The organism is Niabella sp. ZPM-14 (assembly GCF_055693045.2).
Map to the genome: position 1 here is coordinate 576,015 of NZ_CM181148.1, position 24,944 is coordinate 600,958.

The 24,944-nt window shown below is 44.8% G+C and carries 29 protein-coding genes; 12 read left to right on the forward strand and 17 right to left on the reverse strand.

Annotated features, from left to right (window positions below; genetic code table 11):
• Positions 1 to 95: 95 nt before the first annotated feature.
• Positions 96 to 896 (forward strand): haloacid dehalogenase type II, encoded by an 801-nt coding sequence (locus ACU37H_RS02170; RefSeq protein ID WP_472702720.1) that lies wholly within the window; start codon positions 96 to 98, stop codon positions 894 to 896.
• Between the two features lie 134 nt (positions 897 to 1,030).
• On the opposite strand, the gene ACU37H_RS02175 is transcribed toward ACU37H_RS02170, so the two are convergent.
• Positions 1,031 to 1,780 (reverse strand): hypothetical protein, encoded by a 750-nt coding sequence (locus ACU37H_RS02175; RefSeq protein ID WP_472702721.1) that lies wholly within the window; start codon positions 1,778 to 1,780, stop codon positions 1,031 to 1,033.
• Between the two features lie 160 nt (positions 1,781 to 1,940).
• On the opposite strand from ACU37H_RS02175, the gene ACU37H_RS02180 reads away from it, so the two are divergent.
• Entirely contained in the window at positions 1,941 to 2,402 is a 462-nt protein-coding gene (locus ACU37H_RS02180; RefSeq protein WP_472702722.1) for an NUDIX hydrolase, read from the forward strand.
• A 313-nt stretch (positions 2,403 to 2,715) separates the two neighbouring features.
• Here ACU37H_RS02180 and ACU37H_RS02185 read toward each other — a convergent pair whose 3' ends face one another.
• Positions 2,716 to 3,315, reverse strand: coding sequence for an NAD(P)H-dependent oxidoreductase (locus ACU37H_RS02185; RefSeq protein ID WP_472702723.1), 600 nt, complete (start codon positions 3,313 to 3,315; stop codon positions 2,716 to 2,718).
• 61 nt (positions 3,316 to 3,376) lie between these two features.
• The gene (locus ACU37H_RS02190; RefSeq protein ID WP_472702724.1) at positions 3,377 to 4,375 is read right to left on the reverse strand and encodes an MBL fold metallo-hydrolase; all 999 of its coding nucleotides are present in this window, start codon (positions 4,373 to 4,375) and stop codon (positions 3,377 to 3,379) included.
• An 84-nt stretch (positions 4,376 to 4,459) separates the two neighbouring features.
• Here ACU37H_RS02190 and ACU37H_RS02195 point away from each other — a divergent pair, with 84 nt between their 5' ends.
• Positions 4,460 to 4,822 carry a winged helix-turn-helix transcriptional regulator gene (locus ACU37H_RS02195; RefSeq protein WP_472702725.1) on the forward strand — a complete coding sequence of 121 codons (363 nt, stop codon included), beginning with the start codon at positions 4,460 to 4,462 and terminating at the stop codon, positions 4,820 to 4,822.
• Positions 4,823 to 4,940: 118 nt separating this feature from the next.
• Here ACU37H_RS02195 and arr read toward each other — a convergent pair whose 3' ends face one another.
• From arr to ACU37H_RS02220, 5 genes are all read right to left on the reverse strand, one after another.
• Positions 4,941 to 5,288 carry an NAD(+)--rifampin ADP-ribosyltransferase gene (arr, locus tag ACU37H_RS02200; protein ID WP_494407622.1) on the reverse strand — a complete coding sequence of 116 codons (348 nt, stop codon included), beginning with the start codon at positions 5,286 to 5,288 and terminating at the stop codon, positions 4,941 to 4,943.
• 693 nt (positions 5,289 to 5,981) lie between these two features.
• Positions 5,982 to 6,587, reverse strand: a complete 606-nt coding sequence (locus ACU37H_RS02205; RefSeq protein ID WP_472702726.1) for a hypothetical protein — start codon at positions 6,585 to 6,587, stop codon at positions 5,982 to 5,984.
• A gap of 356 nt (positions 6,588 to 6,943) precedes the next feature.
• On the reverse strand, positions 6,944 to 7,498 hold the full coding sequence (locus ACU37H_RS02210) for a dihydrofolate reductase family protein (protein WP_472702727.1): 555 nt from the start codon (positions 7,496 to 7,498) through the stop codon (positions 6,944 to 6,946).
• Between the two features lie 212 nt (positions 7,499 to 7,710).
• Positions 7,711 to 8,790, reverse strand: coding sequence for a DNA polymerase IV (gene dinB / locus ACU37H_RS02215; RefSeq protein ID WP_472702728.1), 1,080 nt, complete (start codon positions 8,788 to 8,790; stop codon positions 7,711 to 7,713).
• A 22-nt stretch (positions 8,791 to 8,812) separates the two neighbouring features.
• Positions 8,813 to 10,288 (reverse strand): exonuclease domain-containing protein, encoded by a 1,476-nt coding sequence (locus tag ACU37H_RS02220; RefSeq protein ID WP_472702729.1) that lies wholly within the window; start codon positions 10,286 to 10,288, stop codon positions 8,813 to 8,815.
• 360 nt (positions 10,289 to 10,648) lie between these two features.
• On the opposite strand from ACU37H_RS02220, the gene ACU37H_RS02225 reads away from it, so the two are divergent.
• Both ACU37H_RS02225 and ACU37H_RS02230 read left to right on the forward strand, forming a co-directional pair.
• Entirely contained in the window at positions 10,649 to 11,653 is a 1,005-nt protein-coding gene (locus tag ACU37H_RS02225) for an aldo/keto reductase (RefSeq protein ID WP_472702730.1), read from the forward strand.
• 8 nt (positions 11,654 to 11,661) lie between these two features.
• Positions 11,662 to 12,549: a helix-turn-helix domain-containing protein gene (locus ACU37H_RS02230; RefSeq protein ID WP_472702731.1), complete on the forward strand. Its 888-nt coding sequence runs from the start codon at positions 11,662 to 11,664 to the stop codon at positions 12,547 to 12,549.
• Between the two features lie 75 nt (positions 12,550 to 12,624).
• On the opposite strand, the gene ACU37H_RS02235 is transcribed toward ACU37H_RS02230, so the two are convergent.
• A complete protein-coding gene (locus ACU37H_RS02235; protein ID WP_472702732.1) occupies positions 12,625 to 13,692 on the reverse strand; it encodes a sensor histidine kinase in 1,068 nt (355 codons plus the stop codon).
• Positions 13,693 to 14,097: 405 nt separating this feature from the next.
• Here ACU37H_RS02235 and ACU37H_RS02240 point away from each other — a divergent pair, with 405 nt between their 5' ends.
• Positions 14,098 to 14,385: a helix-turn-helix domain-containing protein gene (locus ACU37H_RS02240; protein WP_472702733.1), complete on the forward strand. Its 288-nt coding sequence runs from the start codon at positions 14,098 to 14,100 to the stop codon at positions 14,383 to 14,385.
• Between the two features lie 10 nt (positions 14,386 to 14,395).
• The gene (locus ACU37H_RS02245; protein ID WP_472702734.1) at positions 14,396 to 14,521 is read left to right on the forward strand and encodes a hypothetical protein; all 126 of its coding nucleotides are present in this window, start codon (positions 14,396 to 14,398) and stop codon (positions 14,519 to 14,521) included.
• A 253-nt stretch (positions 14,522 to 14,774) separates the two neighbouring features.
• Here ACU37H_RS02245 and ACU37H_RS02250 read toward each other — a convergent pair whose 3' ends face one another.
• Both ACU37H_RS02250 and ACU37H_RS02255 read right to left on the reverse strand, forming a co-directional pair.
• A complete protein-coding gene (locus ACU37H_RS02250) occupies positions 14,775 to 15,215 on the reverse strand; it encodes a hypothetical protein (protein ID WP_472702735.1) in 441 nt (146 codons plus the stop codon).
• A gap of 239 nt (positions 15,216 to 15,454) precedes the next feature.
• On the reverse strand, positions 15,455 to 16,138 hold the full coding sequence (locus ACU37H_RS02255; RefSeq protein WP_472702736.1) for a hypothetical protein: 684 nt from the start codon (positions 16,136 to 16,138) through the stop codon (positions 15,455 to 15,457).
• A gap of 765 nt (positions 16,139 to 16,903) precedes the next feature.
• Between ACU37H_RS02255 and ACU37H_RS02260 the strand changes: the two genes are divergently transcribed.
• The 5 genes from ACU37H_RS02260 (at position 16,904) to ACU37H_RS02280 (ending at position 18,846) form a co-directional block, all read left to right on the forward strand.
• Positions 16,904 to 17,200, forward strand: a complete 297-nt coding sequence (locus ACU37H_RS02260) for a hypothetical protein (RefSeq protein WP_472702737.1) — start codon at positions 16,904 to 16,906, stop codon at positions 17,198 to 17,200.
• Positions 17,201 to 17,974, forward strand: a complete 774-nt coding sequence (locus tag ACU37H_RS02265; protein WP_472702738.1) for an SOS response-associated peptidase — start codon at positions 17,201 to 17,203, stop codon at positions 17,972 to 17,974.
• Positions 17,971 to 18,207, forward strand: a complete 237-nt coding sequence (locus tag ACU37H_RS02270; RefSeq protein ID WP_472702739.1) for a hypothetical protein — start codon at positions 17,971 to 17,973, stop codon at positions 18,205 to 18,207. Before ACU37H_RS02265 ends, ACU37H_RS02270 begins: the two co-directional genes overlap by 4 nt.
• Positions 18,208 to 18,356: 149 nt before the next feature.
• Positions 18,357 to 18,584 carry a DUF6965 family protein gene (locus ACU37H_RS02275; protein WP_472702740.1) on the forward strand — a complete coding sequence of 76 codons (228 nt, stop codon included), beginning with the start codon at positions 18,357 to 18,359 and terminating at the stop codon, positions 18,582 to 18,584.
• A gap of 46 nt (positions 18,585 to 18,630) precedes the next feature.
• The gene (locus ACU37H_RS02280) at positions 18,631 to 18,846 is read left to right on the forward strand and encodes a hypothetical protein (protein WP_472702741.1); all 216 of its coding nucleotides are present in this window, start codon (positions 18,631 to 18,633) and stop codon (positions 18,844 to 18,846) included.
• 410 nt (positions 18,847 to 19,256) lie between these two features.
• Here the strand turns inward: ACU37H_RS02280 and ACU37H_RS02285 are convergent, their stop codons facing one another.
• The 6 genes from ACU37H_RS02285 to ACU37H_RS02310 all read right to left on the reverse strand — a co-directional run bounded on the left by ACU37H_RS02285 (position 19,257) and on the right by ACU37H_RS02310 (position 24,941).
• Entirely contained in the window at positions 19,257 to 19,742 is a 486-nt protein-coding gene (locus ACU37H_RS02285) for a hypothetical protein (RefSeq protein WP_472702742.1), read from the reverse strand.
• 157 nt (positions 19,743 to 19,899) lie between these two features.
• Positions 19,900 to 20,340 (reverse strand): lysozyme, encoded by a 441-nt coding sequence (locus tag ACU37H_RS02290; RefSeq protein ID WP_472702743.1) that lies wholly within the window; start codon positions 20,338 to 20,340, stop codon positions 19,900 to 19,902.
• Positions 20,341 to 20,345: 5 nt separating this feature from the next.
• Positions 20,346 to 21,383 carry a hypothetical protein gene (locus tag ACU37H_RS02295; protein ID WP_472702744.1) on the reverse strand — a complete coding sequence of 346 codons (1,038 nt, stop codon included), beginning with the start codon at positions 21,381 to 21,383 and terminating at the stop codon, positions 20,346 to 20,348.
• Positions 21,380 to 22,411 (reverse strand): hypothetical protein, encoded by a 1,032-nt coding sequence (locus ACU37H_RS02300; protein ID WP_472702745.1) that lies wholly within the window; start codon positions 22,409 to 22,411, stop codon positions 21,380 to 21,382. Before ACU37H_RS02300 ends, ACU37H_RS02295 begins: the two co-directional genes overlap by 4 nt.
• Positions 22,408 to 24,315, reverse strand: coding sequence for a hypothetical protein (locus ACU37H_RS02305; protein WP_472702746.1), 1,908 nt, complete (start codon positions 24,313 to 24,315; stop codon positions 22,408 to 22,410). Before ACU37H_RS02305 ends, ACU37H_RS02300 begins: the two co-directional genes overlap by 4 nt.
• Positions 24,316 to 24,320: 5 nt before the next feature.
• Positions 24,321 to 24,941, reverse strand: a complete 621-nt coding sequence (locus ACU37H_RS02310) for a hypothetical protein (protein WP_472702747.1) — start codon at positions 24,939 to 24,941, stop codon at positions 24,321 to 24,323.
• Between the last annotated feature and the right edge of the window lie 3 nt (positions 24,942 to 24,944).

Genomic DNA, 24,944 nt, shown 5'->3' on the forward strand with positions numbered 1-24,944 from the left:
GCACAAAATTTAGTCTCCTGCAGGGATCGATTTTTCCGGGGACATTTTTTTAACCAAAAACATTCTATTCAGAATGTTTTATTAAACATGTAAATATGAGAAAAGACAGAAGAAGTTTTTTGAAAAGATCAGCAGCCCTCGGGTTGAGTAGCGTTACTGTTTCCCAAATGGTATTCGGCAAGGACAAACAAGGGGAACAGCAAACCGAATTTCACAAACGACCTAAAGTCCTCTTTTTCGATGTCAATGAAACGTTGCTGGACCTAACGGCGATGAAAAAAAGTGTCGGCGCGGTTCTTAACGGAAGGGATGACTTATTACCACTCTGGTTTACTACCATGTTGCAATACTCACTGGTTACCACCGTTGCCAGGCAGTATGAAGACTTTGCGGTGATAGGAGCGGCTGCGTTACGAATGGTTGCGGCGAACAACAACATCCGGCTGAGCGAAGAAAAAGCGAAAGAGGCCATCATCGGGCCGATACGTACATTGCCCCCTCACCCGGAAGTAAAGACATCATTGGCTCAACTGAAAGCAGCCGGCTTTAAAATGGTTTCTTTCACCAACTCATCGAACAAAGGAGTACAAGCTCAGTTTGAACATGCAGGTCTGCTTAGCTTTTTCGATGAAAGACTCAGTGTGGAAGACATTGGAAAATATAAACCGCATACTGATGCTTATGATTGGGCGTCCCGCAAGATGAACGTTCGTCCGGACGAATGCATGCTGGTGGCCGCGCACGGATGGGACATCGCAGGCGCTTTGTGGGCTAACTGGAGAGGTGCTTTTATCAGCAGACCGGGCGCTCAGCTTTACCCTTTGGCTCCGTCCCCGGAGATGAGCGAGCCCAACCTGGCACTTATTGCAAAACGCCTCCTGGCGCTGAAACAATAAAAGCTCTTGCTTCCTGAATTTCGGGAAAATGCTTCTTAAACAATAGCAGAGAAATATCCGCAGGCTGCATGCCCGCAATAAGGAGGTGCTACCAATCGAATTTATTGAAACTATAACAGCTAGACGAAATCCTACTATCGATCCTCCAGCTGAGACAACGCTTCAATATGTTCCTTCAACGCACCCTCCTTTTTCTTAGCTGCACTTCCGGCGCCCGGCATCAAGACCCAGTTATCATTCGCCTGTTGAAACAAGAGGGCCTCTCCTTTCGCATTGGTGACTACATAGATATCCGGGCCATCGGTGCTTGTGTAGAAAGCAAAGTGATATTCCGTGTTCCCGATGATCTTGTCGGGCGTAATTTCTTCCGCGGGCTCCTGCTCTTCCGGCTCTTCTTCCTGCCTTGCAGTGGACCGGTCGTTCAGGTTGACTTTGCTTTCATCATAATCGGGAACCATCAGGCTGATCGTCCGCGACAAATCTCCGCTCAGCACATCTTCTTCCGTCGTATACTTATCCTTATACTTCTGAAGAATAGTGCCTCCGGAAGTTTGCTTGAACGTAAACCGGCCCCGGAGCTTCTTCCCATAAAGAATAAACGAAAAAGAAGTGTGCTTCATCTTTTCGATGATCTTTTGCTCCACCGCCTTTTTATCATCACCTTGCTTCAGGGCATAATGCCCCTGATCAAAAATGTTTTTCCTCGGGATCTTTTTGGAAGGCAGGTCTGAGATACGATTCACTTTCCTTGAATACCTGGGGTCTAAGGTGGGTGCATAATAGCTGCACCACCGGAAATATTCCTTTCCCACTTCGAGGCAGATATGAAATTCCTTTTGATTAGGCTGGTAAATAATAAAACGAGGCAATTCTTTTTTAGGCATATCTTTCTTTTTCGGGTTTCCTGCGGGGTGTCACAAGAAATGTTCCCGCTTTTTGTTTTACAATAATACTGCCAGTCACCAATGGTAAACATCCTGTGAAAGCTTTGGAAATAGTACTTTTGCTGAGGACCATCCATCTTTAACCAATTCATCACAAACAATGAAAACCAGTGCGGGCATATTGTTGTATAAGAAGCTCCAGCATGACATCTATTTCTTTCTCGTTCACCCAGGTGGCCCTTTCTGGAAGCACAAAGATCTCGGCGCCTGGTCCATTCCGAAGGGAGAGATCATGCCTGATGAAGATCCGTTGGAACGGGCTAAACTAGAATTCAGGGAAGAGACGGGTATGGAAGTGAGCGGCAGTTTTGCCGCCTTGGCTCCTGTTCAACTGAAAAGTGGAAAAAAAATTATGGCCTGGGCCGTTAAAGGTGATGTTGGTAATTCCGGGTTCAGCAGTAATCTTATTGACGTAGAATGGCCACCGAGATCGGGCAAATCGATCCGCATACCGGAAGTGGACCGGTGGGAATGGTTTGGTATTGAGGAAGCGCAACGGCGCATCAATCCGGCCCAGGTGCCCTTGCTCCTTGAAACGCTGCAACTGGCAAACACCATCTAAGCCTGGTCTTCCGTTGATACCTGCATTATTAATGCTACGATCCCGTTGGGACCAGTTAAAAGTATTCAGAAGACTGATCATTTAGTTCTGTTCACGCCTTGGAGCGCCAGCCTGACGAAAGCGATCCCGTCCGATTGATAAAGAGATACAAAAGACGCCTTCTGAGTGACCAGAAGGCGTCTTTACAATGAGTACCTTGCAATAAAATATTAGTTCTTGTTTCTCACTGCAATGGCTTCAGCATCCGCCCCTACCCTTGTATTTACAGCTCTTTTATCATTCTTAAGCTATAAACATAAGCGTTACATCTACCTTACACCGACTCAACAATATATTCAGCTGCTAAGCGGGCTTTGGCTTTCACCGACGGCTGATTGGCGTCCTCAGGATTTCTGTAACCGATGGCCACAGCGAACAATGTCTTGTAACCCTTCAGATCCAACACCTGATCGTACACTTCGTTTTGAATACCTTCCATCGGCGTACTGTCTATATTCATATTGGCACACGCAGACAAAAAATAGCCAAGAGACAGGTATACCTGGTGTTTCAGCCACGCCTTAATCTCCGTATCCCCTTTAGGTTTCAGAAACTGGTTGTAATAAGCTACCGCACCTTCGGGCAGATGTTCCCGGATCTGCTTTTCAAATATAGCGACGTCGTCGATCGCAGCAAAGACCACCAGGTGACTGGCATCATTGATCTTCGGCTCGTTGAAATAAGCCGCTTTGGCTAACTGGCGTTTGATATGATCGTCCGATACAAAAATGAATTTCCAGGGTTGGCTGTTGATGGACGAAGGACTTAACCTCAGGATCTCTTTCAATTCCCCCAGGTCTTTGTCCGAAACTTTCCTGTTTGCGTCGTATTTTTTGGTTGTGTATCTGCTTTGAGCGAGTTCTAAAAAATTCATATTTCTAAATGATTTGCTGTTCAATAATATGCTGTTGCTTTTTGCTAAAAATAGCCTTACGTTAAATAACGATCTTCCCCGGATTGGAAGATGGGTACATCGTCCAGTAATAATCTGTGCCTCTTTTATCGATAAAGCCCAGTCCCGGCCAGGGCAGATGACAAGACATGAATAAAGTGCCCTTTTCAGCACCTTCTTTGATCAATCGCCTTCTTGTCGCTACTGCCTGATCAAAATCATTGTCCCACTGCGTACCCCATTCAGGTTGAGCCACCAGGAAAGGTGCATGAAACGTATCGACAATATGTTTTAAAGATCTTCCCTCTGAATGGATTGTAAAAATAGTGTGACCGGGCGTATGACCTTCTGCCAATTCCGGCGTCAGGCAGGAAAACAGTGGCTGTCCATAATCAAAAAACTGTATACGGCGTTTGATCTTTGACAAGACATTCCTGGCAAAAGCCAGGCTAAATGCGGCACTGGCCTGATCGCCTTTGGATCGCGAAAAGTCCGGATTGTCAGACATCCAAAAATCATACTCCTTTTGCGCGATATGATAGGTTGCTTTCGGAAAGGCGATCTGATCATCAGCATTGAGGACGCCGCCGATATGATCGATGTGCGCATGCGTAATCACAATATCAGTAACGTCTTCCGGTTTCAGGCCGATCGCTTTCAAGGAGGCAGTTAGCTTTCCCGCATTCGCGCCTAGATGGTGACCGCTTCCGGTATCAAGTAAAATAACCTTATCCCCTTTTCGGATAAGCATGATGTTGATTCCTGTCTGAAACTGATCAACCGGAGCATGAAGCTGATGCAGTTCTTCGTTCAACACCGACGTTTCCGCTCCCGGCGCGAAAATCGGCTGAACCGATGGAAGCGATATGATGCCATCAAACAAAACATAGGTCTCTAACTGACCGATGAGTAGCTGCAGTGCAAAGAAGCCTCCCTCCTGCTCTAGATCATTGGGTATGTGTTTCAACTGATTTATCTCCGGAAATAATAAAAGGCCACCCGTTGCAAAAAATCCTGACTTTAAAATCTCCCGTCTGTTCATAATAAATGTACTATACTTTTTAGTGTTGCAAAACTAAGTATAGTATCTTATCTTTGCAAGAACGGATAAAATGGATAGTACCCGATGTATTGTATAGACGACAAGCAGTATCCCTGCAGCACCAGCCTGACAATGAAGTACATAGGCGGCAAATGGAAGGCCGTAATCCTGATTCACCTGATCGAAAAAAAACGATACAATGAATTGAGAAAGGAATGCCCGGTCATAACGGAACGCACCTTAAGCCTTCAATTGAAGGAAATGGAGGAAGACGGCTTGATCAAGCGAACGGTGTATACCAGTAAGCCTCCGTTGAAGGTTGAGTATGAGTTGACGCCTTTTGGGAAAACGTTAGTCCCGCTGCTTCAATCGATCGCGGACTGGGGAAGGAAGACAGCTGAGAGGAATAAGCGTATCAGGTTGGCTAAGACAACCCTGAACGCTTAATGAGATTGAATTAAGATGTCACGATCAAGATGCAATAGCATCAAAGGAATGTATGCCTGATTATTACCTGGTTCTATTGCCAATCAATTAAGTCAGGAATTGTGCTCAGCCAACCACGTTAATTAATGATTTCCCCTTTATTGTCCGCCAGTTTCTCCCGGAACTTTTGTAATTGTTGCGGTGTTTGCTTCACCCAATCGGGCACTTCGCCTATGATCTTCAATGGCGCTTCTGTGCGGTAGGAACGAGTTGGATTGCCCGGAAATTTTTTATTGGTGACATTCGGATCATTCTCAAAATCTCCGGTCGGCTCCACGATATAAACATGTTCACGCCCTTCCCCGCTGGCGAGCGCGGCCGCAAATCCGGCGCCGTTTACCATCGCCGTGAAGTAGATATGATTCATGGTCAGTTCCTGCTGGTAATTGGACCGGCGCCCTGCGGTCAGGAAATCCCCGATCTGCAGATCTGCTTTGGTGCCATGGTAAAACGGCCCCTGGTCGGACGGTTTTTTATCCGCGTATGACGCAGCTAATTCGTAATGATTGTTGGCAAGATCGGTCTCGCCCAACTCTTCATAACAACCGGCAATGCTTGTATACAGAGCAGTAAACGCACTACTTACGGAATCATCTTCTATTTTTAAGGCATATTGCAACGCGGTTTCCAGCCATTGCAATTTGTCAGCCGCGTTGGCCTGATGCCGGGCCACATAATGTGCAGCAATAAATCTTTCAAAATCGACGGTTGCTTCATTCCAGGCCTGAAGGAAAAGCTGAGCCGCCTCTTCCTGGTTACCTTTTTCTTCCATCGCCATACCTTCCAGGCAGCGTTTCACTACTGAGTTGCTTGGGTTAAATTCCATTTGAGCTATTTTGGGGTTAGACATTCGGGTGGCATCGGGCCAGTGCAAAAGTATTATATTTCTTTTATCAGTGGCGCCAGCCATCAGGAGGGGCGCATACTACTGTTAAACTTATTATTTTCATCACAGAGGCCTCAAAGAAAATACACAGGAAACACGAAAAATATCAGGCGCCCACAGGTTAGTATTCAGCTACCCGCAAGATCACTATGATCCGCGGTCTTGCCAGCTGCGAATTTCGAGAATATCACATCGGCATATGATACAATGCCGTCAATCGAATCGCCTCGTCTTTTATTCGATAATTTTCGCTTGTTTCAAAAATTCTTTTAGTCTGGCGATAGTCTTTTCGCTATCCGGCATCCCGCCGAAAAAGCCCGCTAAACGAGTAGACTCCGCTTCCCATATTAAGAACTTATCATCCACATCATATAAACTATATAAATACGTAACGCTACCAATATCTCCCTTTCGCTTTGCGTCTGCACGCGTCATGCTGATCTTAAAAATGTGGGGTTTGCCGCTTTGTTGGGCAATATCCCAAACATTTGGTTCGGTGCCCCTGTAAGCATCCAATGCAATCATGGCTTCTGTAGCTTTCGGGGACATTGTTTTGATTTGTTCGCTTACCATTCCGGTTCTTTTCAACGCTTGATATAGCGGCTCAATGAATGATGACGCTTCTTGCGATAGACTGGCTCGTATCGACCCGCCGGATATTTTTTCCAATTCTTCCTCGTGCCAAAAGAGCGCATCCTTTACAGGCGATGCAACCGGGGCGGATTTAAGAATTTTGAACTGAGGCCCTGCAAAATTCCTGTTATACACAGACATGACCAGTCCGAAAGCTATGACACAAATGAAGACCAACCCGATCAATGTCTGAATCTTACCTTTCATAGTTTGTTAGTTTTAGGTTTATGGATAAAATAAGTTTTAGCAGCAGTGTTATAGCAAAAAAAAATGCTTGCCGGAGAACGGGCGCCATCCCGGTTTAACGGTTGGCATTGTTACAATTGCCGCCCGCACCCGTTGATGTCGATTCGATCGAATATACAGGGTGACAAACATAGGAAAGTTCAAAAGAAATCGAACCCGCGGCATATTATGTTTACATGAATTTGACAGTTCGGGAGTGATTTTTTAACGCAACATCTAAATGAAACCGCTTATCCTTACCCAGCATTGCAACGAAACCACTTTTATCAGATGCAAGCGATTCGCCTAATAAGTTTGCAATGCGCATTAGCCGCAGCTTATGGCTTCACATAATGCAATGCTACGCATCCCGACCCAAGCACTTCCGATCCCGCGAGCTTCAGATGGGATGGCTTCGTCAAATCAATGTTCTCTGATAAGAATCGTCTACCCTGCCCCGCGAGGACCGGATGAATGACAAAATAAAATTCATCCACCAAGCCAAGCGCGATGAGTTGCGCAGGCAGATCCACGCCACCTATGGAAATCTTCTTGCCGGGGGACTGCTTGAGTTGAAGAAATGCTTCACGAAGGTTGCCACGGATCACTCTTGTGTTTCCATCAGCGCTGTGCAATGACCGCGAAAAGACCACTTTATCAATGGCACTAAACACCCGGGCAAATTCCAGCTCCGATTTTGTGCCGGACTGGCTCCTTGCCACATCAGGCCAGTAGGGAACCATTAGCTCGTAAGTTTTACGGCCATACACAAGCAGGTCTACATCCCGCATCAGGTCGGTAAAATATTGGTGGATCGTTTCGCTTCCATCAACCTTCATATGGTCACAGCAGCCATCTGCTGTAAGGTTAATACCATAGATCACTTTTCTCATAGAATCGGTTTTAGGGCAGGTATATTATTGATAATATCAACAGTAAATTAATTAAAATCCCGCATACGGGGAACAACAGGCCTAACTCAACTGTATAAATAATACACTATTTAGTGACTTTTTCATCAGCATACAAATGGGAAAAAGGTCCGTAATCTTATTTTCTATTTAAAGCGAAGATCGATGCATAGCAGGTTTATGCAAGACCCTAACTAGAATAATTTCAATTGACCATCGCCTTCCTTTTTCCCTTCAGCAGGCAATTCAAAATTCGAAAGCCCGATGCCCAGCAGCCGTACTCTTTTCAGCTCCAGTGGCGCTTTCTCGAGTATCTCGTAGGCTGCGTTGCAAATGCTTTCCTGATCGTCTACCAATACCGGGAGAGACAGGCTTCGTGTAATCAGTGTAAAGTCGTGAAACTTGAATTTAACCGTCACGGTCCGGCCTTTTAATCCATGACGTCTGAGCCGTTGTGTAAGCCGTTCTGCCAATATCTTCAACTCTGCCTGCATCGCTGCCGCCGTCGTCAGATCTTCCTGGTACGTGTCTTCCACGCTGACCGACTTCGTTTCGCGATGAGGCTGCACCGCACGGTTATCGATTCCGCGTACGATCTGATAATAAAACCTTCCCGGTTTCCCGAATTGCTGCACCATTTGTTCTTCAGACAAGGCCTTCAGATCAGCGCCGGTATGTAGCCCCATTGCTTTCATTTTTCCGGCAGTTACCTTTCCTACGCCGAAGAACTTTTCGACAGGCAGCTCTTCCATAAACCGTTCTATCCTGGACGGGCCGATGAACGTCAGACCATCCGGCTTGTTGATATCTGAAGCGATTTTGGCTACAAATTTGTTAACGGATACGCCCGCGGAAGCCGTCAGCTGAAGTTCGTCCCTGACAGCCTGTTTGATCAGTTTGGCAATGTCTAACGCTGAACCAATACCTTGTTTGTCCGTCGTTACATCGAGGTAGGCTTCGTCCAGCGAAAGAGGTTCGATGAGATCCGTATAACGGTGGAAGATTTCACGGATATGCCCGGACACTTGCTTGTAGGCATCAAAACGTGGATACACAAAGATCGCATCGGGACAAAGCCGCTGAGCCGTCCTGGACGGCATGGCAGAACGGACTCCGAACTTACGCGCTTCATAGCTGGCTGTGGCCACTACCCCGCCCCTGCCTTCAGGAGAGCCACCCACAACAATCGGTTTTCCGCGATACTCAGGAAAGTCCCGCTGCTCGACCGACGCATAGAAGGCGTCCATATCAATATGAATGATCTTGCGCTGCATCTTTATCTAAGCGACTTCTTGTTTAATACACTTCCACCTTATCGATCGCCACCACTTTCTTGGGGTATTTACAAATGAACGAGATGATCAATTGCATCACATAGTGTGTGCCGGCATAAGGCGTGAGGCTGTCCTTGATATCATCAAGGCCTTGTATGTCTGCATTGTTATCGATATAACCCATTCCGTAGAAGTTGCCATTCTCCACCCAGATGCAGCTTTTCTCACTGCTGGTCCTGCCTTTATCAATGATATAAAATGATCCCGTATCTTGTTGCAGAAAGGCAAGCGCCCGCTCTACCTTCCCATTATACAATGCGGGCGGCTGGTTTGCCGTACAGATGAGCTTATTACTCTTATCGATGAGGCTACACATTTCACAGGTCTTTAAACGGCAAAGCGATGCACAAAGACCGAAACGCCTGGCCAATTCTCTCATTTTATTAGTGGCGCCCTGGTGCGTGGAAAACACCTGCACAGGATCAGGCTCTTTGCCGAGCCCCGAGATCTTTAACCTCAGGTAACCGTCCTTATCTTCACTCACAAACAACCCATATCTGGCATCATACTTTTTAAGTGCATGATTATACCGGGGTGCTATCTTTTTTATTTCCAGGGATTCTAATATGAATGCCATCAACTCTGTACCGCAGGCTTCATAGCTGATGGCGGATACTTCACCCGTAAAACTCCCGCGCCGCTTAGTCGAAGTTTTTTGTTTGAAATGCTGCGCTACACGCTTTTTCAGGTTATTGGCTTTACCGATGTAGAGCACCTCCCCTGCGGCATTATAAAAATAATAAACACCCGGCCGGTTGGGCAACGCTTCAAAGTCGTCTATTAACGCATCGGGCACCACCTGTGTCACACCCCAACGCTTCTCCAGCATCATCGAAGCCATTCCAGCGACATCCCAATGCAACAACTTTTGAAACAACGCCACCGTAGCATCCGCATCACCGCCGGCTCTGTGCCTGCAGGCAACTTCGATTCCGAGCGCGCCACATAAGTTACCCAGGCTATAAGATAGCAGACCGGGTCTGACCACCCTGGCGAGCTGTATCGTGCATAGTTTAGCTGCCTGGTAGCGATACCCGGCATTCTCCAGGTGCTGCCTGACAAACGAATAATCAAACTGAACATTATGTGCCACGAAAATTCTGCCTTCAAGCATAGCATACACTTTCGAAGCAATGGTATCAAAGGGAGGACTGTTTTCGACCATAGCATCGTCAATGCCCGTCAACAGGGTAATGTAGGGCGGTATTCTTTGGTTCGGCTTCACCAGGCTTTCAAAACTATCGGTCACCGTGTTGCCATCGAAAACCCGTATAGCAATCTCCACAATGCTGCCTCCCGACGCGGCATTGCCTCCGGTTGTCTCTATATCTACAATTGCATATTCCATGATCGCGTTGCTAAATTTCCCTTTTTCGATTGTTCCTGATCGAGGTGTTCTTCCTGTCACATCCCAGCGGGGCTTAAATTTGTGATACAATCAGGCAAATTTACGACGATGATGGGAAACGGCTCATCAAAAAGCCAGACAGGGTGGAACATTCCCTCTACGCGGCTATTTATCAGGAACCTGTAAAAATGAGCCTTTCACCTTCCTGATTGTTTAGTGAAAAATAACAATGTAAAAAGATAAACCATTAGCCTGGTCATAGGTCTTCGGTCGTGTATAAGGCAACAGATTAAAATCTGCTCTGATACTACGCTGCCGTCCCGCTTCAGTAACATTAATCTTCTCGGACCTGAACTATTTTATAGCCTTATAAAAACGATTCCTTGATTTGCTTACAAGCTTCAGGGGTTTGCATACATGTGTGCGATGGGGCTTGCCGAACTTTGGGTTATGAAAATAAAACAAATAGCATTGGGCAACCAGGGTCTGGTAGTGCCCGCAATCGGTCTCGGCTGTATGGGCATGACCGGTTTTGAAGAGGGACATATGTACGGTCCTGCGGATGAGCAGGAAGCCATCGCAACGATTCAACGTTCGCTCGAGCTGGGTGGTAATTTTCTGGATACTGCCGATCTGTATGGGCCGCTCAAAAATGAGCAGCTCATTGCGAAGGCCATCAGCGGCAAACGCGATCAGTATATCCTGGCCACGAAGTTTGGCTGGGAAATCGATGACAACAACAAAGTGACCTGGGCCATTAATGGTAAAAAGGATTATGTAAAAAAGTCTATAGAGCGTTCGCTAAAGAATCTCAATACCGATTACATCGACCTGTATTACCTGCACCGCCTGGATAAAAATACACCGATCGAAGAAACGGTCGAAGCCATGGCCGCGCTGGTCAAAGAAGGTAAAGTTGGTTATATCGGCCTGTCGGAAGTTTCGTCTGAAACCGTGAAGCGGGCACATACCGTGCACCCGATCACCGCGGTGCAAAGTGAATATTCTTTATTTGAACGGACAGTGGAAGAACGCGGCGTATTAGCAACATTAAATGAACTGGGGATCGGGTTTGTCGCTTATTCTCCCCTGGGCCGCGGTTTCTTATCCGGGCAGATCAAAAGCATCGATGATTTGCCGGAGAACGATTTCCGGAGGGCGATTCCCCGTTTCCAGGGTGAGGTGTTTGATAAAAATATTGAATTGGTGAAAGCCATTGAAGCGATGGCTGAGGCCAGAAAGGTCACCCCTTCCCAGCTCGCCCTGGCCTGGATCATGAGCAAGGGGATTCTTCCTATCCCCGGAACGAAACGCAGAAAGTACCTGGAGCAAAACATTGCGGCTACAACCATCGAATTATCAGAAGCAGATGTTTCGACATTAGAAAGCATCGTGCCCTTGGGTACGGACACGGGTGCGCCTTATGATGAGTTCAGTATGGGGTTACTTGATTAATTTTGTTTATGAACTCAATCCATTCCATATCAGCCTTTCACCGGCTCCTGTCATTACCCGAACCCAGCCATCCGCTGGTCAGCGTGATCAATCTGGCGGATAGTGTTTTCCTGGAAGATGAGATCTGGAAAGGTTTCGTGAACCGCTTTTATTGCGTGGCACTGAAACGCGAAGCTAAAGGTAAGATCAGGTACGGACAGCAGCACTATGATTATGACAAGGGCGTATTGAGTTTTACCGCGCCTAACCAGGTGCAACAACTAGACCTGCAAAACGTTGAATGCGGCTCCGGTTATCTCCTGATCTTTCATCCCGACTTCCTGTTGCAGCATCACCTGGCCAACAGCATACATCACTACGGATTCTTCGATTACGCGGTTCATGAAGCGCTGCACCTGTCGGCCGAGGAAGAAGATGACCTAATCACGATCCTCCATAAAATTGATAAGGAATGCCGGCATATCGATAAGCATACGCAGGAGATCATTCTGACGCAGATCGAGAGCCTGCTCAAATACTCGGAGCGTTTTTATGAGCGGCAATTTCTGACCCGGAAGAATAATAATTCAGCGCTGCTGACCCGGTTCGAGCGGTTGATCGACGACTACTACAACAGCGACGTGCACGGCTTGCTCACGGTGCAATATATTGCTGCGCAGATGAACCTGTCGCCGAACTACCTGAGCGACCTGCTTCGCATTCATACCGGTCAGAACACTCAGCAACATATTCACGAAAAGCTCATTGCGAAAGCCAAGGAGAAGCTTTCCACGACCCGTCTCTCAATCAGCGAGATCGCCTATGCGCTGGGGTTTGAGCATGCGCAATCCTTTAGCACGCTTTTCAAAAAGAAAACGAATTTATCGCCACAGGAGTTTCGGCAGTCTTTTAATTGATGACTTGTTATAAGATGTGCAGGGAAGTGAGCAAAATGGAATTCTCCATCCAAATTAATGACTGCCGGCATCTTGCTATTCGCCCGCCGGTACACTATTAGGTATGGTGAAAGAGAATACGGAGCCAACCCCTTCTTCACTTTCAACGGAGATCGCTCCGCCATGCTGCTGTATGATCCCGGAGCTGATGTATAATCCAAGGCCGACACCTGATGATACTGCCGTTAAAGAATTACGTACCCGAAAATACCGCTCAAATATCTTCTCTTTAACTTCGTCCGGCATCCCGATACCAAAGTCCTGGACAGCAACTTTTAAAGTATCATCCGATTGAAGAGTGGTCACGATCACTTGTCCCCCTTTCGGAGAATACTTAACGGCGTTTGAAATCAAATTGGTGATCACTTGTCCTATTAATTTTCTATCCGCGTTGATCGGCCGCAGGTGGCCCGGGTTAAAAATAATAGTATGGTTTTGTGACACCAGCTGCAATATCTCTATTTGTTCTTTGATCAACATATCCAGATCAAATGGCTCCAGGTGAAGCAGGATTTCGCCAGCAGCCAGCTTAGTCGTATCGAGCAGGTTCCTGATCAGATCTATAAGCCGGTCTACCTGTTTGTCAAGCTTTGCCGCCAGCACAGTGCTCGCCTCATCTTGCAGGCATTCGAGCCGCTCCAGCAAAAGTTCCGAATACGCTTTTACACTGGTAACAGGTGTTTTCAGCTCGTGGCTGGCGATCGCAATGAATTCATCTTTTTGAACCTCTTGCATTTTGCGAATGGTGATGTCGCGGGCAATTGTCGACACCCCGATAACAGCACCCGAAGCATTTCTGACAGGCGACAGAAAGATTTCGAGATCAGCTTCTCTGCCATTTTTATGCAGCCTCACCGTTTCATACATGGGAACGGTCAACTCATGGATAATATCATTTACCTTTTCAATTAAGTCCTGCAGATCTTTTGGCAGCATAACCATTGACAATGGGCGCCCGATCACCTCATCGGCCCGGTATCCATATAAATTTTCTGCGCCCTTATTCCAGCTCGTAATGACCCGGTTCAAGTCGATTGTTACTATCGAGTCCTGGGAAGATTCGACAACTGATGCCAGCAGATATTGTTCTTTAGAATTCATCATACGTAAATTAATTGTCCCGCTGGATATCATCAGGCGATTTCGGGAAGCTAAATCGATCTGCCGCTGCGGAATGCAAACAAAACGCATCACAAATATTAAGCCATGATGCTCAGCTGCCCATATTTGTTCGTCTCGTTTTCGCATGATTTTCAAAATGTTGATGAAGCAGAACATCCGACCGTTATGATGCGTTTTGGAAAGTGTTGGTTCGATGGACCCGGCCGGCAGGTAAAAAGAATTGCACAAAAAAACGGCATCGCTTGTGTCCAAAATGGTGCCGCTTAATTTTTTTTGCGCTAAGGTAAGCGACCAGGTATCTGCGTCCGGGTTGCACACCACGAGCTGGTAGGTTTCTTCGCGCGGTCGCTCTGCAATAATGTGATATAATTAAATTAGATTTGCCCTATGATTACTACAATGAGTAACGCTATGCCAAACAGTAAAATACACGAAGGCCGCAACCTGAAACGTTTCCGCGAAATGCTGGGTATCAAACAAGACGCCCTGGCCGCCGACCTGGGCGATGATTGGAACCAGCAAAAGATTTCCCTGCTGGAACAAAAAGAAACCATTGACACTCCCCTGCTCCAACAGATCTCTGCTATACTAAAAGTGCCGGTGGAAGCTATTCAGAATTTTGATGAGGAACAGGCGGTGAATGTGATTGCAAATACATATTCCTTCCAAGATTAAAGATAATGCGGTGGCATCCGGATTTAGTTATCAGCCCTCTTTTAATCCGGTTGACAAGATGATTGAGTTGTACGAGCGTATGTTGCAACAGCAAAGGGAAATGATCGAGAAGCTGGAAAAGCTGATTAATAAATAATTTCAGGGCGTTCGTTACGCCCTTTTACTGGCTTTATCTTTTTGTGAGCATAGGTCGGACTGTAAGAATTAAATATAGTTGCCAGCATTTTTATCGACGATGAGGCGGCAATGTTTATTCCTCAGCCGCGTTTTGAATGAAAGCTAAATAGAATTCTACGTTTGAGCCTATTTGCTTATCCGGCCACTGATTGAAATAGCATGTTTACGATTCGTGCTTCCAATTTTTTCTTTGATCTAAAATATTTTCCGTTCTATTGTGAAATGGTCAGGGAACCGCCAGATTGTTTTCGTCCATTCAAAATGTAGCTGTCAAGCACATTGTATTTGTCAGATTTGTAATTACATTCTTCCTCCCTTATTTCAAAGTTTGACAGATTGTAAACTTGTCCAGTGCTCAACAACGTAATTTTATATTCATAGTTCCTGTTGATTTTTTCGGGCATAAAAATCATCAATTCTGTATCTCCGGCTGCCCTTCCACGCGCAGTTGTAAATAAACTGTCCATTCGATTAGTAAAATTTGAACCACCCGGAAAAGTTTCAACTGTAATACTGTCCACATCGCCAGCTGAAAAGTTGACAAGTTTTATTTCTTGAAGGTCGTCAAAGCCTGTACAGTATTTTTTTGTGCAACAATAGTTTGTTGCTACAAAAAATCCAACAATCAAAATGTAGAAGATCATTTTTTTCATAGTCGTTTTATTTAAGTTGTCAGTTTGTATTTGCGTTGCATATCTTGTTAGGAGTGAACTGTCGTCAATTTATTACGAGTAACGTTTTTCGGGCTTTTTGTCAGGGCCGGTTTCGTGGGATAAAGTTAGCAAATAAGGGCTAAACCTGAATACAAGCACAAAACTCAGGTTTGCATGTCACCCGCGAGGCAAAAGCGGGTTATGAAGCGTCTTTCCTTTCATACAGTTCTTTGTCCACTTCAAATTTTGTCGTAAACGGTTTGTTTTCCGTTAAAAAACGGCTGTTTTGCCAATTGTCTTTGATAGCCGTATTCTGTCATAAAAGGCCAGACGTCAAAGTTGCCTAACTTTTGAAATTCTAAATAAGATTTTTTTTGCTCGCTACGTTTGCTTCTATAATATTGTCCAAGTGTTAAAATAGAAATGACCAGTTCCTTAAATGAAAATCTTAATATAGGATTATTCGCGTGAAAGTATGGCCATTTATATTCCTGGTCTGAATGGAGAAATAAAATGCATCTTGCTATAACTTTTAAACTTTCATCAGGTAGTTTGTCAGAGTCCTTTAATTTATGGTTTCGTGTGTCATCATACAATCCCCAACTAAGTTCTAACATTGTTTGAATAATAGGGTCATCAAACTTTGCTTCATTTGCTCTGTAATATTGTTCAGGTAACCAACCATTGGTTACGTCGTCCATAACGTCGCTCTCAAAGTCATCATTAGAAATTAGTCCCACCGATAAGTGTCGCAAATGGAATGCAAGGTTCTTTCTTCGTTCTCTGTCAACCATAGTTAATATTCGTAGGGTGTTCGTTAAAGTGACGTACAACGTTTTGGGGCTTTCTGCCGTTTGGGAATTAGCATCCCGACCGCCAATAACCGTTGTTGATTGGAAATCTATTATTGAAGTTAAGTACAAAAGCTGATAGTTATTCTTCTGCCGGAACTGAGGCTACACCGGATAGCCATTTCAAATAACACCTCCCTGCTTTTCAAAATCATTAACAATTATCCGTGCCGCAAAACAACCTTGTTGGCCAGCGCACCTTTTGCCGGGCCGTTAAGGTCTGCAGTTTGAAGCTAACATCCGCCGCTGCGCAGCACATTTATCCGCGGGCCCAGCTCCTGTTGCGCTCATTGGAGGGTGTTGCTGATGGCCTTCATGCCGACCGTTTGCTCTGATCAAAAAAAAATCTGTGACAAAATTTTTGTGACAGTTTCAAATTGTCACAAAAATTTTGTCACAAATCCGGTTGATAATCAATCGCATAACGGGCGTCTGAAAAAACCGACCGGCTATCGGTCAGGCGGATCGCTCCTTGTTTATCTTTTTCTTTGAAGGCGTCATGTCCCTCAGCACCTCACTCTTAGCACCACAATACGTCACGACCTCTCCATTTTAACGGAACGTCATTGCACATTTCCCTGGTGAAGGCTGATTAAAGTTTGGACGATTTGAACAGAAAAAAATAGTAATTGACCGGCGCTAGAGCCAGCCGGGCGAGAAAAGGAATTAAACGAAAAAACGGCATCACTTGTATCAAATGATGCCGTTTAATTTCTGTCGGGAAGACAGGATTCGATAATAGCTTATTATAGTGATGTATATTAGATTCTCTAAACTTTATGCATTTTTTTGCCGATATTTTGGCCCATAAAGTCACTAAGGTAGTAAATTAGCCTTATGGACAAAATAAACCTTCGGAACCACGGCCACTTATATTTCGAGCTGGCTGACAGCGAATATGCCTACTACGCCAGTCTCAATTACGATTACGGAAAAGACATTGACGGCATTATGCCCACTGGCCTAATTCACGTTTACCTTTTGCACCCAAAAAAAGGATCGATCGTCACCATGCTTATTGAAGACCACGATACCGGCATGTACATTGTTGATGACGATTTTCCTGAGATTGATAGCGAGATTCTGGATGAGATTAACCAGCAGCTTTTGAAGCATATTCAAAACATCAAGTAAATGTGTTATTACAATTCCTATCATAGCCCGCAAACCTTACAGTTGGATGATATTGAAATAAGATCCGTTGAGTTCAATAGGCCCGTTGCCAGCGGATTCGACTACCCCGAATGGCCGGTTGTGTACAAAGGCATAAACGATGAGTATATTAACGGACTCATGGAATGGGGCTTTCTTCCGAATTATCTTAAAAACTATGATGACGTAAGTAATTTCAGAGGAGGCTACAAGGACACAAAAGGAAAGTATCACCCGCCGGTAACAACGCTGAACGCTATCGCCGAAGAACTCCAGGAAAAGCCGATGTTCAAGAACCATGTCGCCAACAGGTGCCTGGTGTTATCAAGCGGGTTCTATGAGTGGAAGCACGTGCCTAAAATTGGTAAGAATGGACAACCCCTCAAATCGACTGACAAAGTGCCTCATTTTATTTATTTAAAAGACCGGCCCTACTTTTTCATGGCCGGAATCTACAATATGTGGGTTGACTACCAGACAGATGATGTCGCTGTGACGTTCGCAATCTGTACAACGGCAGCGAACGCTTTAATGGCAGAGATCCACAACAGCAAAAAGCGAATGCCGCTGATATTGGACGATGACCTCTCTAAACTATGGCTTGGAGATCTGACGGATACACAAATAAAACAAATCGCTCATCATCAAGTCCGTGAACATGAAATGGATGCATACGTAGTAGACAAAAACTTCCGGACATCTAGTGACCCCAGCCGCCCAGCGCCTAACGAGAATCCTCTGAATCTACCATTATGAAAGAAATCCCAGTAAAGATTACATACGAAGGCAAGGAATATGACTTTGAGTTGTCTGACGTAGTCGGAGGCGGGGCCGAGCAGTATCATCTTATGAGAGAGCAGACAAAGAACGGAGTAAAGGGGATGTACTATGTTGGCTGCCTGATCAAAGTTGGCGAGACATGGCAGTTTTCAACTCAAAAAGGATATAATCAGGAAGTTGCTGACCAGTTGGTGAGGTATTTGGAATAAAAGAAAGCCCCGGCAAGACTACCGAAGCTTAACATCTAACTTTTTTATGAAAATCATTTGAATAAATAGCCCCCGGCAAGATTACCGGGGACAAGTTTTAAACTTTAATTTCCTATCACTAAATTAGCATTTTCAATTGTTTTTTCAAAATGAGACCATCGCAAGTAGAAATATCTCAGCTCGACAAATTCTTTTCAGGAATCAATATTCCGAAAACAGTCAAGATCGACGCGGCTACTACACACAATGATGCACCCAAGTTCGTGGCCGATAATATCGAGTTGCTCAAGAACAAAGAAATGAGCGACCTGGTAGCTAGTTGCAGGTTTGATATGCTGGTGGCGCTGAGGAAGGCGATTTTGGAGCCAGTAAAATGACGAGATATTGATTATAAATATTTGTATTCTTGTAAAAACAACCAACATGAACAGAGAAATAATTATCCATGATCTACCGGGTGTCATCCTGGCTATGCAAAAAGGATCGTTGTCAACTTATGAAGTAATGATAAATGGTAAGCACGAAGCCATGGTCACAAAAGGCATAGGCGGCTGGCGGATCTTCCCTATTGAAAATAGCGACATTAGCGAAAGTGTAAGTAGCAGAATTTTGGAAGCGGTTGTAAACGCTGAAGGTTAAAGGAAAAACCATCTTAGCATTATTATCGACGTCACGAATCCATTTTAGATTTACAAATCGGCGAACAATAATCTTCAATTACTTGTAAATTTTTCCGCATAGTCTTAACAACTTTGTGATCAATCTCATAATCATGATATCTGGAAGTATGAGCCGTATCTTTAAGTTGCTTATACCGCCACCCAATAGTACCGTGATGCTTTTTAACTAGAAATAACGTCATGCTATGCTTTGTATCTGTCTGTCTTTTATGCTTGTGAAAGTATGTTTCCAAGTCAGGGTATTCAACACCCGATTCTGTTAAAGGGAATAGCACAGAATTACAGTAATGCATGACACAATAAAAAGCAGTCGTAACAACCCAATCTGGGAATTTTTTACTCTCGAAAAGGTAGTCGCAGGCGTCTTTATTATGCTTGGCGTGCAATAGGTGGTTCATATTTATATCTATATCCGTCAGTAATAAGTTTGCCTATATTTATATCCTCAGAATGATAAGTTATTGCATAAGACCAATTAAAGGCATCATCATTATATTCTTCGCATAAATCGAAAGCCACGTCAAAAAGTCCTTCAATTTTATCGTCGGCGTAATCATCAATGTTCACGGTGATAATACTAGACACATCATCCCATGAAGTTATCTTAAGGTGAAATGATTTAATTTCAATGTTCAAGCTTTCAGCTTTCTTCTCCAGGGTTTTTGTTATTTTAGTAACGTTCTCAAATGCCCGCTTATAAAGAGCCTGCGCCATTTTCATTCGATCCGCCTCGGCATCGGCTCTACCTTTTTTATAAGCTTTTTCCGCCATTATATACATCTCTCCTTCGTCTTTAGAATAATTTGCGAAATCGATAAGACCGCCGCTAGTATCAATATAAAGATTCGAGAACATAAGTTATTGATTATTAGATAGGTATTTATTTTTCACACGCGACTATTTGCTTTAAAGACGTGTAAAAATAATAAAAAGAGAATAATTAGATAATAAATAAACAAAAAAACGTACCGTTTAGTTGCATAAAGCATAAAAACAGTGATGTTTAGTACACTTATGAAAAATATAATTTCGCCTCCCTCACCCGCCTGTTCAATAATATCGGTTTACCACCCGCATTGCGCCACATCTTAAATGCGTCCTCAATGGTGCGATCGCAAGGGTTTGCATTCACTCTTTTGACGACCGTGCTGCCAGCAAAGCCAGCAACGCCTATGTTATAACAAAGACTTACTAATGCGTCGAATTGATTTTGATTAATTTCCCTGGTAATTGCTTTATTAACCCCGTCCTCGTATTTTACGAGGGTATTTTTGAACAACTGTATTGCCCGGTCTTTTGTGATCGCCGGATCTGTGATTTTTACTTTTTGCCCATTTTCATACATGGTTGAGCCGATACCGATGGTCGGCACTCCAACACTATCGTAGTAAGGCTTCAATCTTAATCCTTCCTCGTTAATGAGGAAGTCAATCCCTTTTTGAGACGTTTTCATAATAATTAATTATACTGTCCTGAAATAAACATCCAACTGCGCCCTTTAACGTCGGTTACTTTAACACACACCTTCAACCCTTTTTGCGCCGGCACGCTGGATGCCGTGCTGATCATTTTCTGATTCCCCAAGCCCGAAACCATTTGCCACCATTGATACTCCACTTTACTTTTATCTTCTGCAGCGGTTCCGTTGTATGTGTAATAGGCCGACAAGGTGCCCCTGCTGCCTATAATCCTGATGTCCGATGCGTAAGGCAGATCAGGGATTGATCCGATTTTGTATTCGCGCTCGATGGTTTTGAAGTATGTCTCCCTGGCTTCATCCTTCATCCCGTTATCAATAAACATCGTAGCTAACCAGTTGTAGTCTGTTGAGTTCGTCTCAATACCTACACCGTAGCCCAGGCGCTTGCTTTGACTGCTGGTTCCAATTTTGCCTTTATTGACACCGTTCAACCAAATCGTAACCCCGTCTGTATCAAAACGTGCATGGATATAAGACAGCTCAAAGTAGTTCGGAAACGCTTTCGTTTTCAAAGCTGCAGCAGAGTTTCCGCCTCTTATGTTATCATCAGTAAAGGCGATGTAAGGAATACCCCACCCGCTCATTATAGCCTCGAAATTTGTTCCGGGCATTTTTCGAAAAACAATTGTGGCCTCGTGAGGTTCCGGGAATGGATTGTTATTGTCCCGCGTCAGCTTCTTATAATTGGCGTTTGGCTGGTTCAGAAAAATCACTTCTTCGTTATTTACAAACGGCATCGCTAAGGTAGGTTTTGAGACGCCCACATAAGGCAGATCAGGGCCTTTAATGCCTTTGATCATCACCACCCCGTTGGCGTCACCTATAACGTTCTGAGAGTTATAATAAGCGTCTACAAACGATTCAATGCCTTTATTATCCGGCTGCTCGATTACCGGATCGGCCTCAATGATCGGGCCGGGATCTATTACTGGCGGTTTCTCCGCAACCTCGTATTGCTTTAAAAAGCTCAGCACATCAGCTAGCGATATTTTTTCAGTGTCTATTGTCAATTTCATGACCAATTTGTTTTACGTTTTGATAAATTAATAAGCCCGGTGCCGGAATTATACGATAGGCTGTAGTTGTTATCGGAACACGTTACTGTTTGTATCCGGCCAGCTGGGAGTGTTAATGATATGTCCTGCCAGCTGAATGCGTCTGGAATGGCCGTGTAGTCAATATCTATGTTCAACTTACTACCTGATTGCTCCTGCGTCACTACTGCATGGTTCTTCACGTACACATATTCCAGGTATTCCCGGAGCGAGCAAAAGATTAGCGTGTCACCTAGCTGGGTTTTTAGAAGGTTAACCCAATTTAAAAAAGCTACCCTCCTATCATCCCCCTGGTTGAACTCGTGGCACCCGATGATTAAAAGATTAATCGATCCTGTTATTTTGTTAGTGTAAACTGAGAGATCATCCGTCAGCCAATCATTAACGAAGTCTCTTTTTACCACATAGAACCGCTGATCTGGAACAGTGTTTATGTTTCCGTCTGTGTATTCGGTGGGCCATTCGGTATAACCGTCCCAATTACCAGACTGACCGGCATTTTGTGTATCGGAGGCGATATAACCCAGGTTTTCGAAGGCTGCATGATACCCGGCGTAATTCGTCGGAACTACACCCGCGCCAAAGCGGTAACCGGTATCGTTTAGTACTTCATTGTGAACCCCCAACACGCTACTTTCATCGACATAAGGTTGATGCGTTGTTGAATGGTTCGATAAATCCCAGCCGTCAGCGATCATCTGCAGCAATGTGGCGGTCGGAACAGTATAATTTCCGTTCATAGCTAATGCCCCGGCAAATAGCCGGTTATTTCCGGCGCCATCCGTAAAAGTGATGCCCGAGGCTTTCAAAGCCTGCCAGCCACCATAGAGCGCATCATCCCAATCAATAATTACTACCTTTTGCTTATTGTATTTCATTGCGGGGATAGCCGCAGTAACAGGATCGCTGCTACTGAGCGTTACCTTGAGTAAGCTGGTTTGCGGCGCTCTCGCGCTCAATAATATCTTTCCTGGTTTTACTGGTATCATGGTTTAGGCACGGAGCTTTCCTCAATGATTAATGTCTCAACGAAGTTGTTGTAAAAATCAACCGCCTGTAGAGTGATGTCAATGTTTCCGCTGCTCGGTTGCTTATTGTTAAATATTGAATATAGTACGCTGGAAAACTCATTCTCTCCGCTTGTGCCCCACGTCTGATAGTTGGGTTTGACCTTGTTTTCTCCCGCAACCGTAATGCTCGCCTTTTGACTTGCGTTACTATTACTCCACGACCCGACATAAATTTGATAGTACTTTCCAGTGGTAAGATTACTCAACCTGAGCGTTGCGCCTCCTGATTGGAACTCCCAACCTGTATTGATAATTTCTGTAGCGTATAGTGGTGATGTTGGGCTTCCTACGCTCGCCGTACCGCCATTAAAAGCAGATTGTTGGCTAATACCTATCGCTCCGGTTCCTAAAGAGGGATTCACATTCACAGGGCCAGTTTGATCAAATCTAACGTTACTCCATGGTGCAGCAGCGTCGTTGCCAAACTGATGCCTTAGATTTACGTACCACCTTCTTTCAACCACATAACCACTATCCGCATCGGTAGTAATAGTTGTCGAAGCTACCGGACTGTCTATTGCGCCTGATTTAGTAAATCCGGCTGTCACCTCATATGGCGTGGAAGGCGTTAAACCCGACTTCGATAAAGGTGTACCGGTTTCAGCTTCAGCAACATCATTCACCGTCCAGTTAACTATCGCCCCATCCGGCACATTGGTTATGGGTAGGCTAAAAGAAGTCGAGTTTTTTGTTGCTGTTCCAAATTCGGGTGTAGGTAACTGTTCGGGTGAGTTTCCTTCAATACCTCTACTTGCAAGTTGTTTCGTTAGCCAAACTTCCAAATTCACCCCCATTGCCTGGCTGCCGTCCGGCGCAAGTATAGGCGCATCGTTTTCGTCGACCATTGGATAGTATAGTTCCAGATCATTTTGATTTATGCCATCCAGGAACAAATAAGCTGCAGATAAATCTGATTGTACGATAATGTTTTCTGGTTTATTTTTAATATCAGACCACTCCCCTGTTCTACCCACCTGACTAACGGTCAACTTCTGTACGCCCTCCTGGGTTAAACTCGCAGCGCCGTTCTCGTCGATTTCTACCAACAGGCTAAATTCACCTAAATCTACCTGGTAAGCTTGCCCTTCGCTATCAGTGAGGGATAATATATTGGTCGCAGCATTGTAATTGACGTCATTGATATGGATATCGTTAGTCACTAATCCGGAAAGGTCAACATTTCTGCTTTGCTGAACCCCGTTTTCGCCAGTGTACCTGATGGTAAGCACATTGTTAGATAAAACAGCAGAATCTAAGGAGGTTAGCGTTTCCTGTTCGATCTTTTTTGCCAGCTCCGTCGCCACAGCGGTAGAAACGGGCTTATTAGCATCGGAAGTATTGTCGACGTTAGCCAGGGATATATCGGCTTTGTTCAGCAACACCGCGCCAGTTTTCCCGTTTACGCTACTCACAGCGCCCGAACCTCCACCGATAGCCGTAGGTGTTATTTGAAAGTCTAAGGCCTCCCCTGCGGTAATCGACACGTTAATATCAACTCCGGGTATATTATTGACAATATTGGAGTTGGCCGGAACCACTTTAAAGAATCCCTCAAATGCCGTGGTCTTGAAACCATCAGGAGAGGTGAATGTTAACCTCAACGAATAATCTCCGGTCGGAAATTCGTAAATAAAGGGATCAATCCTTTTCTCGGTTCCGCTCACCTCAACTAACTCCAACGTCTTAAAATTGGTGATGTTGAGGTAAAGGATCTCAGCAACAATTTCCCAACCCGACATATCGTCTTCACTGATGATATTAACCAAAGGGAAGCTGTCGCCCTTATGAATGTCCGGAATTCTTCCTACGCTGTATCTTGCCATTGGTTTTAAAATTTAACGTAAACACCACCCTCGTATCCGGTCCGGCCAGTTTTGACGTCGGTCATGATCTTCGCACCTACACCCACATTTTTAAGATAAATGCCGGCACCAACGCCCGCCTGCTTCATTGTGTTGTAAGACCCGGTAACGAAAGGCGTAAACGTTCTCTTGCGCTCTACTACAGTTTCTTTATAAACCGGCGTGAACTCATAGCCCAATCCTTGAAGTTTGTTATACTGGACAGTTGAATTGACTTTCAGTCGCCCTACTGTATCGTTATCGAAAAGGGTATTTGAATACTTATTTTTTGTTGCAAATTGGCTGATGATCGCTGACGTATCAACTTCTCTCATGACCTCCCTTATACTGTCTTTTCCAGGCAACCACCTTATAATTTCTTTTGTAGGCAGGTTCGGGTTATCCGGGGTTAAATCTTTCGGCTCTGGGATTTCTGAATGATCAGGCTGCAAGACTTCAAACGGAATGCTATCCACGATCGTCGCTCCTTTAACGTACTTGGTCTCTTTAATCACTTTACTTTGCGAACGACCCATAAAGAAGCCGATAATCCAGGCAACAACTATTGCCAGGAGCCAAAGCCAGTTTTTTTGTATAAATGGTCTCATCTT

What these genes read in the sequence shown, in the direction of transcription:
- ACU37H_RS02170 (WP_472702720.1), top strand. Translation starts at nt 96, where the DNA reads ATGAGAAAAGACAGAAGAAGTTTTTTGAAAAGATCAGCAGCCCTCGGG.
- ACU37H_RS02175 (WP_472702721.1), bottom strand. Translation starts at nt 1,780, where the DNA reads ATGCCTAAAAAAGAATTGCCTCGTTTTATTATTTACCAGCCTAATCAA.
- ACU37H_RS02180 (WP_472702722.1), top strand. Translation starts at nt 1,941, where the DNA reads ATGAAAACCAGTGCGGGCATATTGTTGTATAAGAAGCTCCAGCATGAC.
- ACU37H_RS02185 (WP_472702723.1), bottom strand. Translation starts at nt 3,315, where the DNA reads ATGAATTTTTTAGAACTCGCTCAAAGCAGATACACAACCAAAAAATAC.
- ACU37H_RS02190 (WP_472702724.1), bottom strand. Translation starts at nt 4,375, where the DNA reads ATGAACAGACGGGAGATTTTAAAGTCAGGATTTTTTGCAACGGGTGGC.
- ACU37H_RS02195 (WP_472702725.1), top strand. Translation starts at nt 4,460, where the DNA reads ATGTATTGTATAGACGACAAGCAGTATCCCTGCAGCACCAGCCTGACA.
- ACU37H_RS02205 (WP_472702726.1), bottom strand. Translation starts at nt 6,587, where the DNA reads ATGAAAGGTAAGATTCAGACATTGATCGGGTTGGTCTTCATTTGTGTC.
- ACU37H_RS02210 (WP_472702727.1), bottom strand. Translation starts at nt 7,498, where the DNA reads ATGAGAAAAGTGATCTATGGTATTAACCTTACAGCAGATGGCTGCTGT.
- dinB (WP_472702728.1), bottom strand. Translation starts at nt 8,790, where the DNA reads ATGCAGCGCAAGATCATTCATATTGATATGGACGCCTTCTATGCGTCG.
- ACU37H_RS02225 (WP_472702730.1), top strand. Translation starts at nt 10,649, where the DNA reads ATGAAAATAAAACAAATAGCATTGGGCAACCAGGGTCTGGTAGTGCCC.
- ACU37H_RS02230 (WP_472702731.1), top strand. Translation starts at nt 11,662, where the DNA reads ATGAACTCAATCCATTCCATATCAGCCTTTCACCGGCTCCTGTCATTA.
- ACU37H_RS02235 (WP_472702732.1), bottom strand. Translation starts at nt 13,692, where the DNA reads ATGATGAATTCTAAAGAACAATATCTGCTGGCATCAGTTGTCGAATCT.
- ACU37H_RS02240 (WP_472702733.1), top strand. Translation starts at nt 14,098, where the DNA reads ATGATTACTACAATGAGTAACGCTATGCCAAACAGTAAAATACACGAA.
- ACU37H_RS02250 (WP_472702735.1), bottom strand. Translation starts at nt 15,215, where the DNA reads ATGAAAAAAATGATCTTCTACATTTTGATTGTTGGATTTTTTGTAGCA.
- ACU37H_RS02260 (WP_472702737.1), top strand. Translation starts at nt 16,904, where the DNA reads ATGGACAAAATAAACCTTCGGAACCACGGCCACTTATATTTCGAGCTG.
- ACU37H_RS02265 (WP_472702738.1), top strand. Translation starts at nt 17,201, where the DNA reads ATGTGTTATTACAATTCCTATCATAGCCCGCAAACCTTACAGTTGGAT.
- ACU37H_RS02270 (WP_472702739.1), top strand. Translation starts at nt 17,971, where the DNA reads ATGAAAGAAATCCCAGTAAAGATTACATACGAAGGCAAGGAATATGAC.
- ACU37H_RS02275 (WP_472702740.1), top strand. Translation starts at nt 18,357, where the DNA reads ATGAGACCATCGCAAGTAGAAATATCTCAGCTCGACAAATTCTTTTCA.
- ACU37H_RS02280 (WP_472702741.1), top strand. Translation starts at nt 18,631, where the DNA reads ATGAACAGAGAAATAATTATCCATGATCTACCGGGTGTCATCCTGGCT.
- ACU37H_RS02285 (WP_472702742.1), bottom strand. Translation starts at nt 19,742, where the DNA reads ATGTTCTCGAATCTTTATATTGATACTAGCGGCGGTCTTATCGATTTC.
- ACU37H_RS02290 (WP_472702743.1), bottom strand. Translation starts at nt 20,340, where the DNA reads ATGAAAACGTCTCAAAAAGGGATTGACTTCCTCATTAACGAGGAAGGA.
- ACU37H_RS02295 (WP_472702744.1), bottom strand. Translation starts at nt 21,383, where the DNA reads ATGAAATTGACAATAGACACTGAAAAAATATCGCTAGCTGATGTGCTG.
- ACU37H_RS02300 (WP_472702745.1), bottom strand. Translation starts at nt 22,411, where the DNA reads ATGATACCAGTAAAACCAGGAAAGATATTATTGAGCGCGAGAGCGCCG.
- ACU37H_RS02305 (WP_472702746.1), bottom strand. Translation starts at nt 24,315, where the DNA reads ATGGCAAGATACAGCGTAGGAAGAATTCCGGACATTCATAAGGGCGAC.
- ACU37H_RS02310 (WP_472702747.1), bottom strand. Translation starts at nt 24,941, where the DNA reads ATGAGACCATTTATACAAAAAAACTGGCTTTGGCTCCTGGCAATAGTT.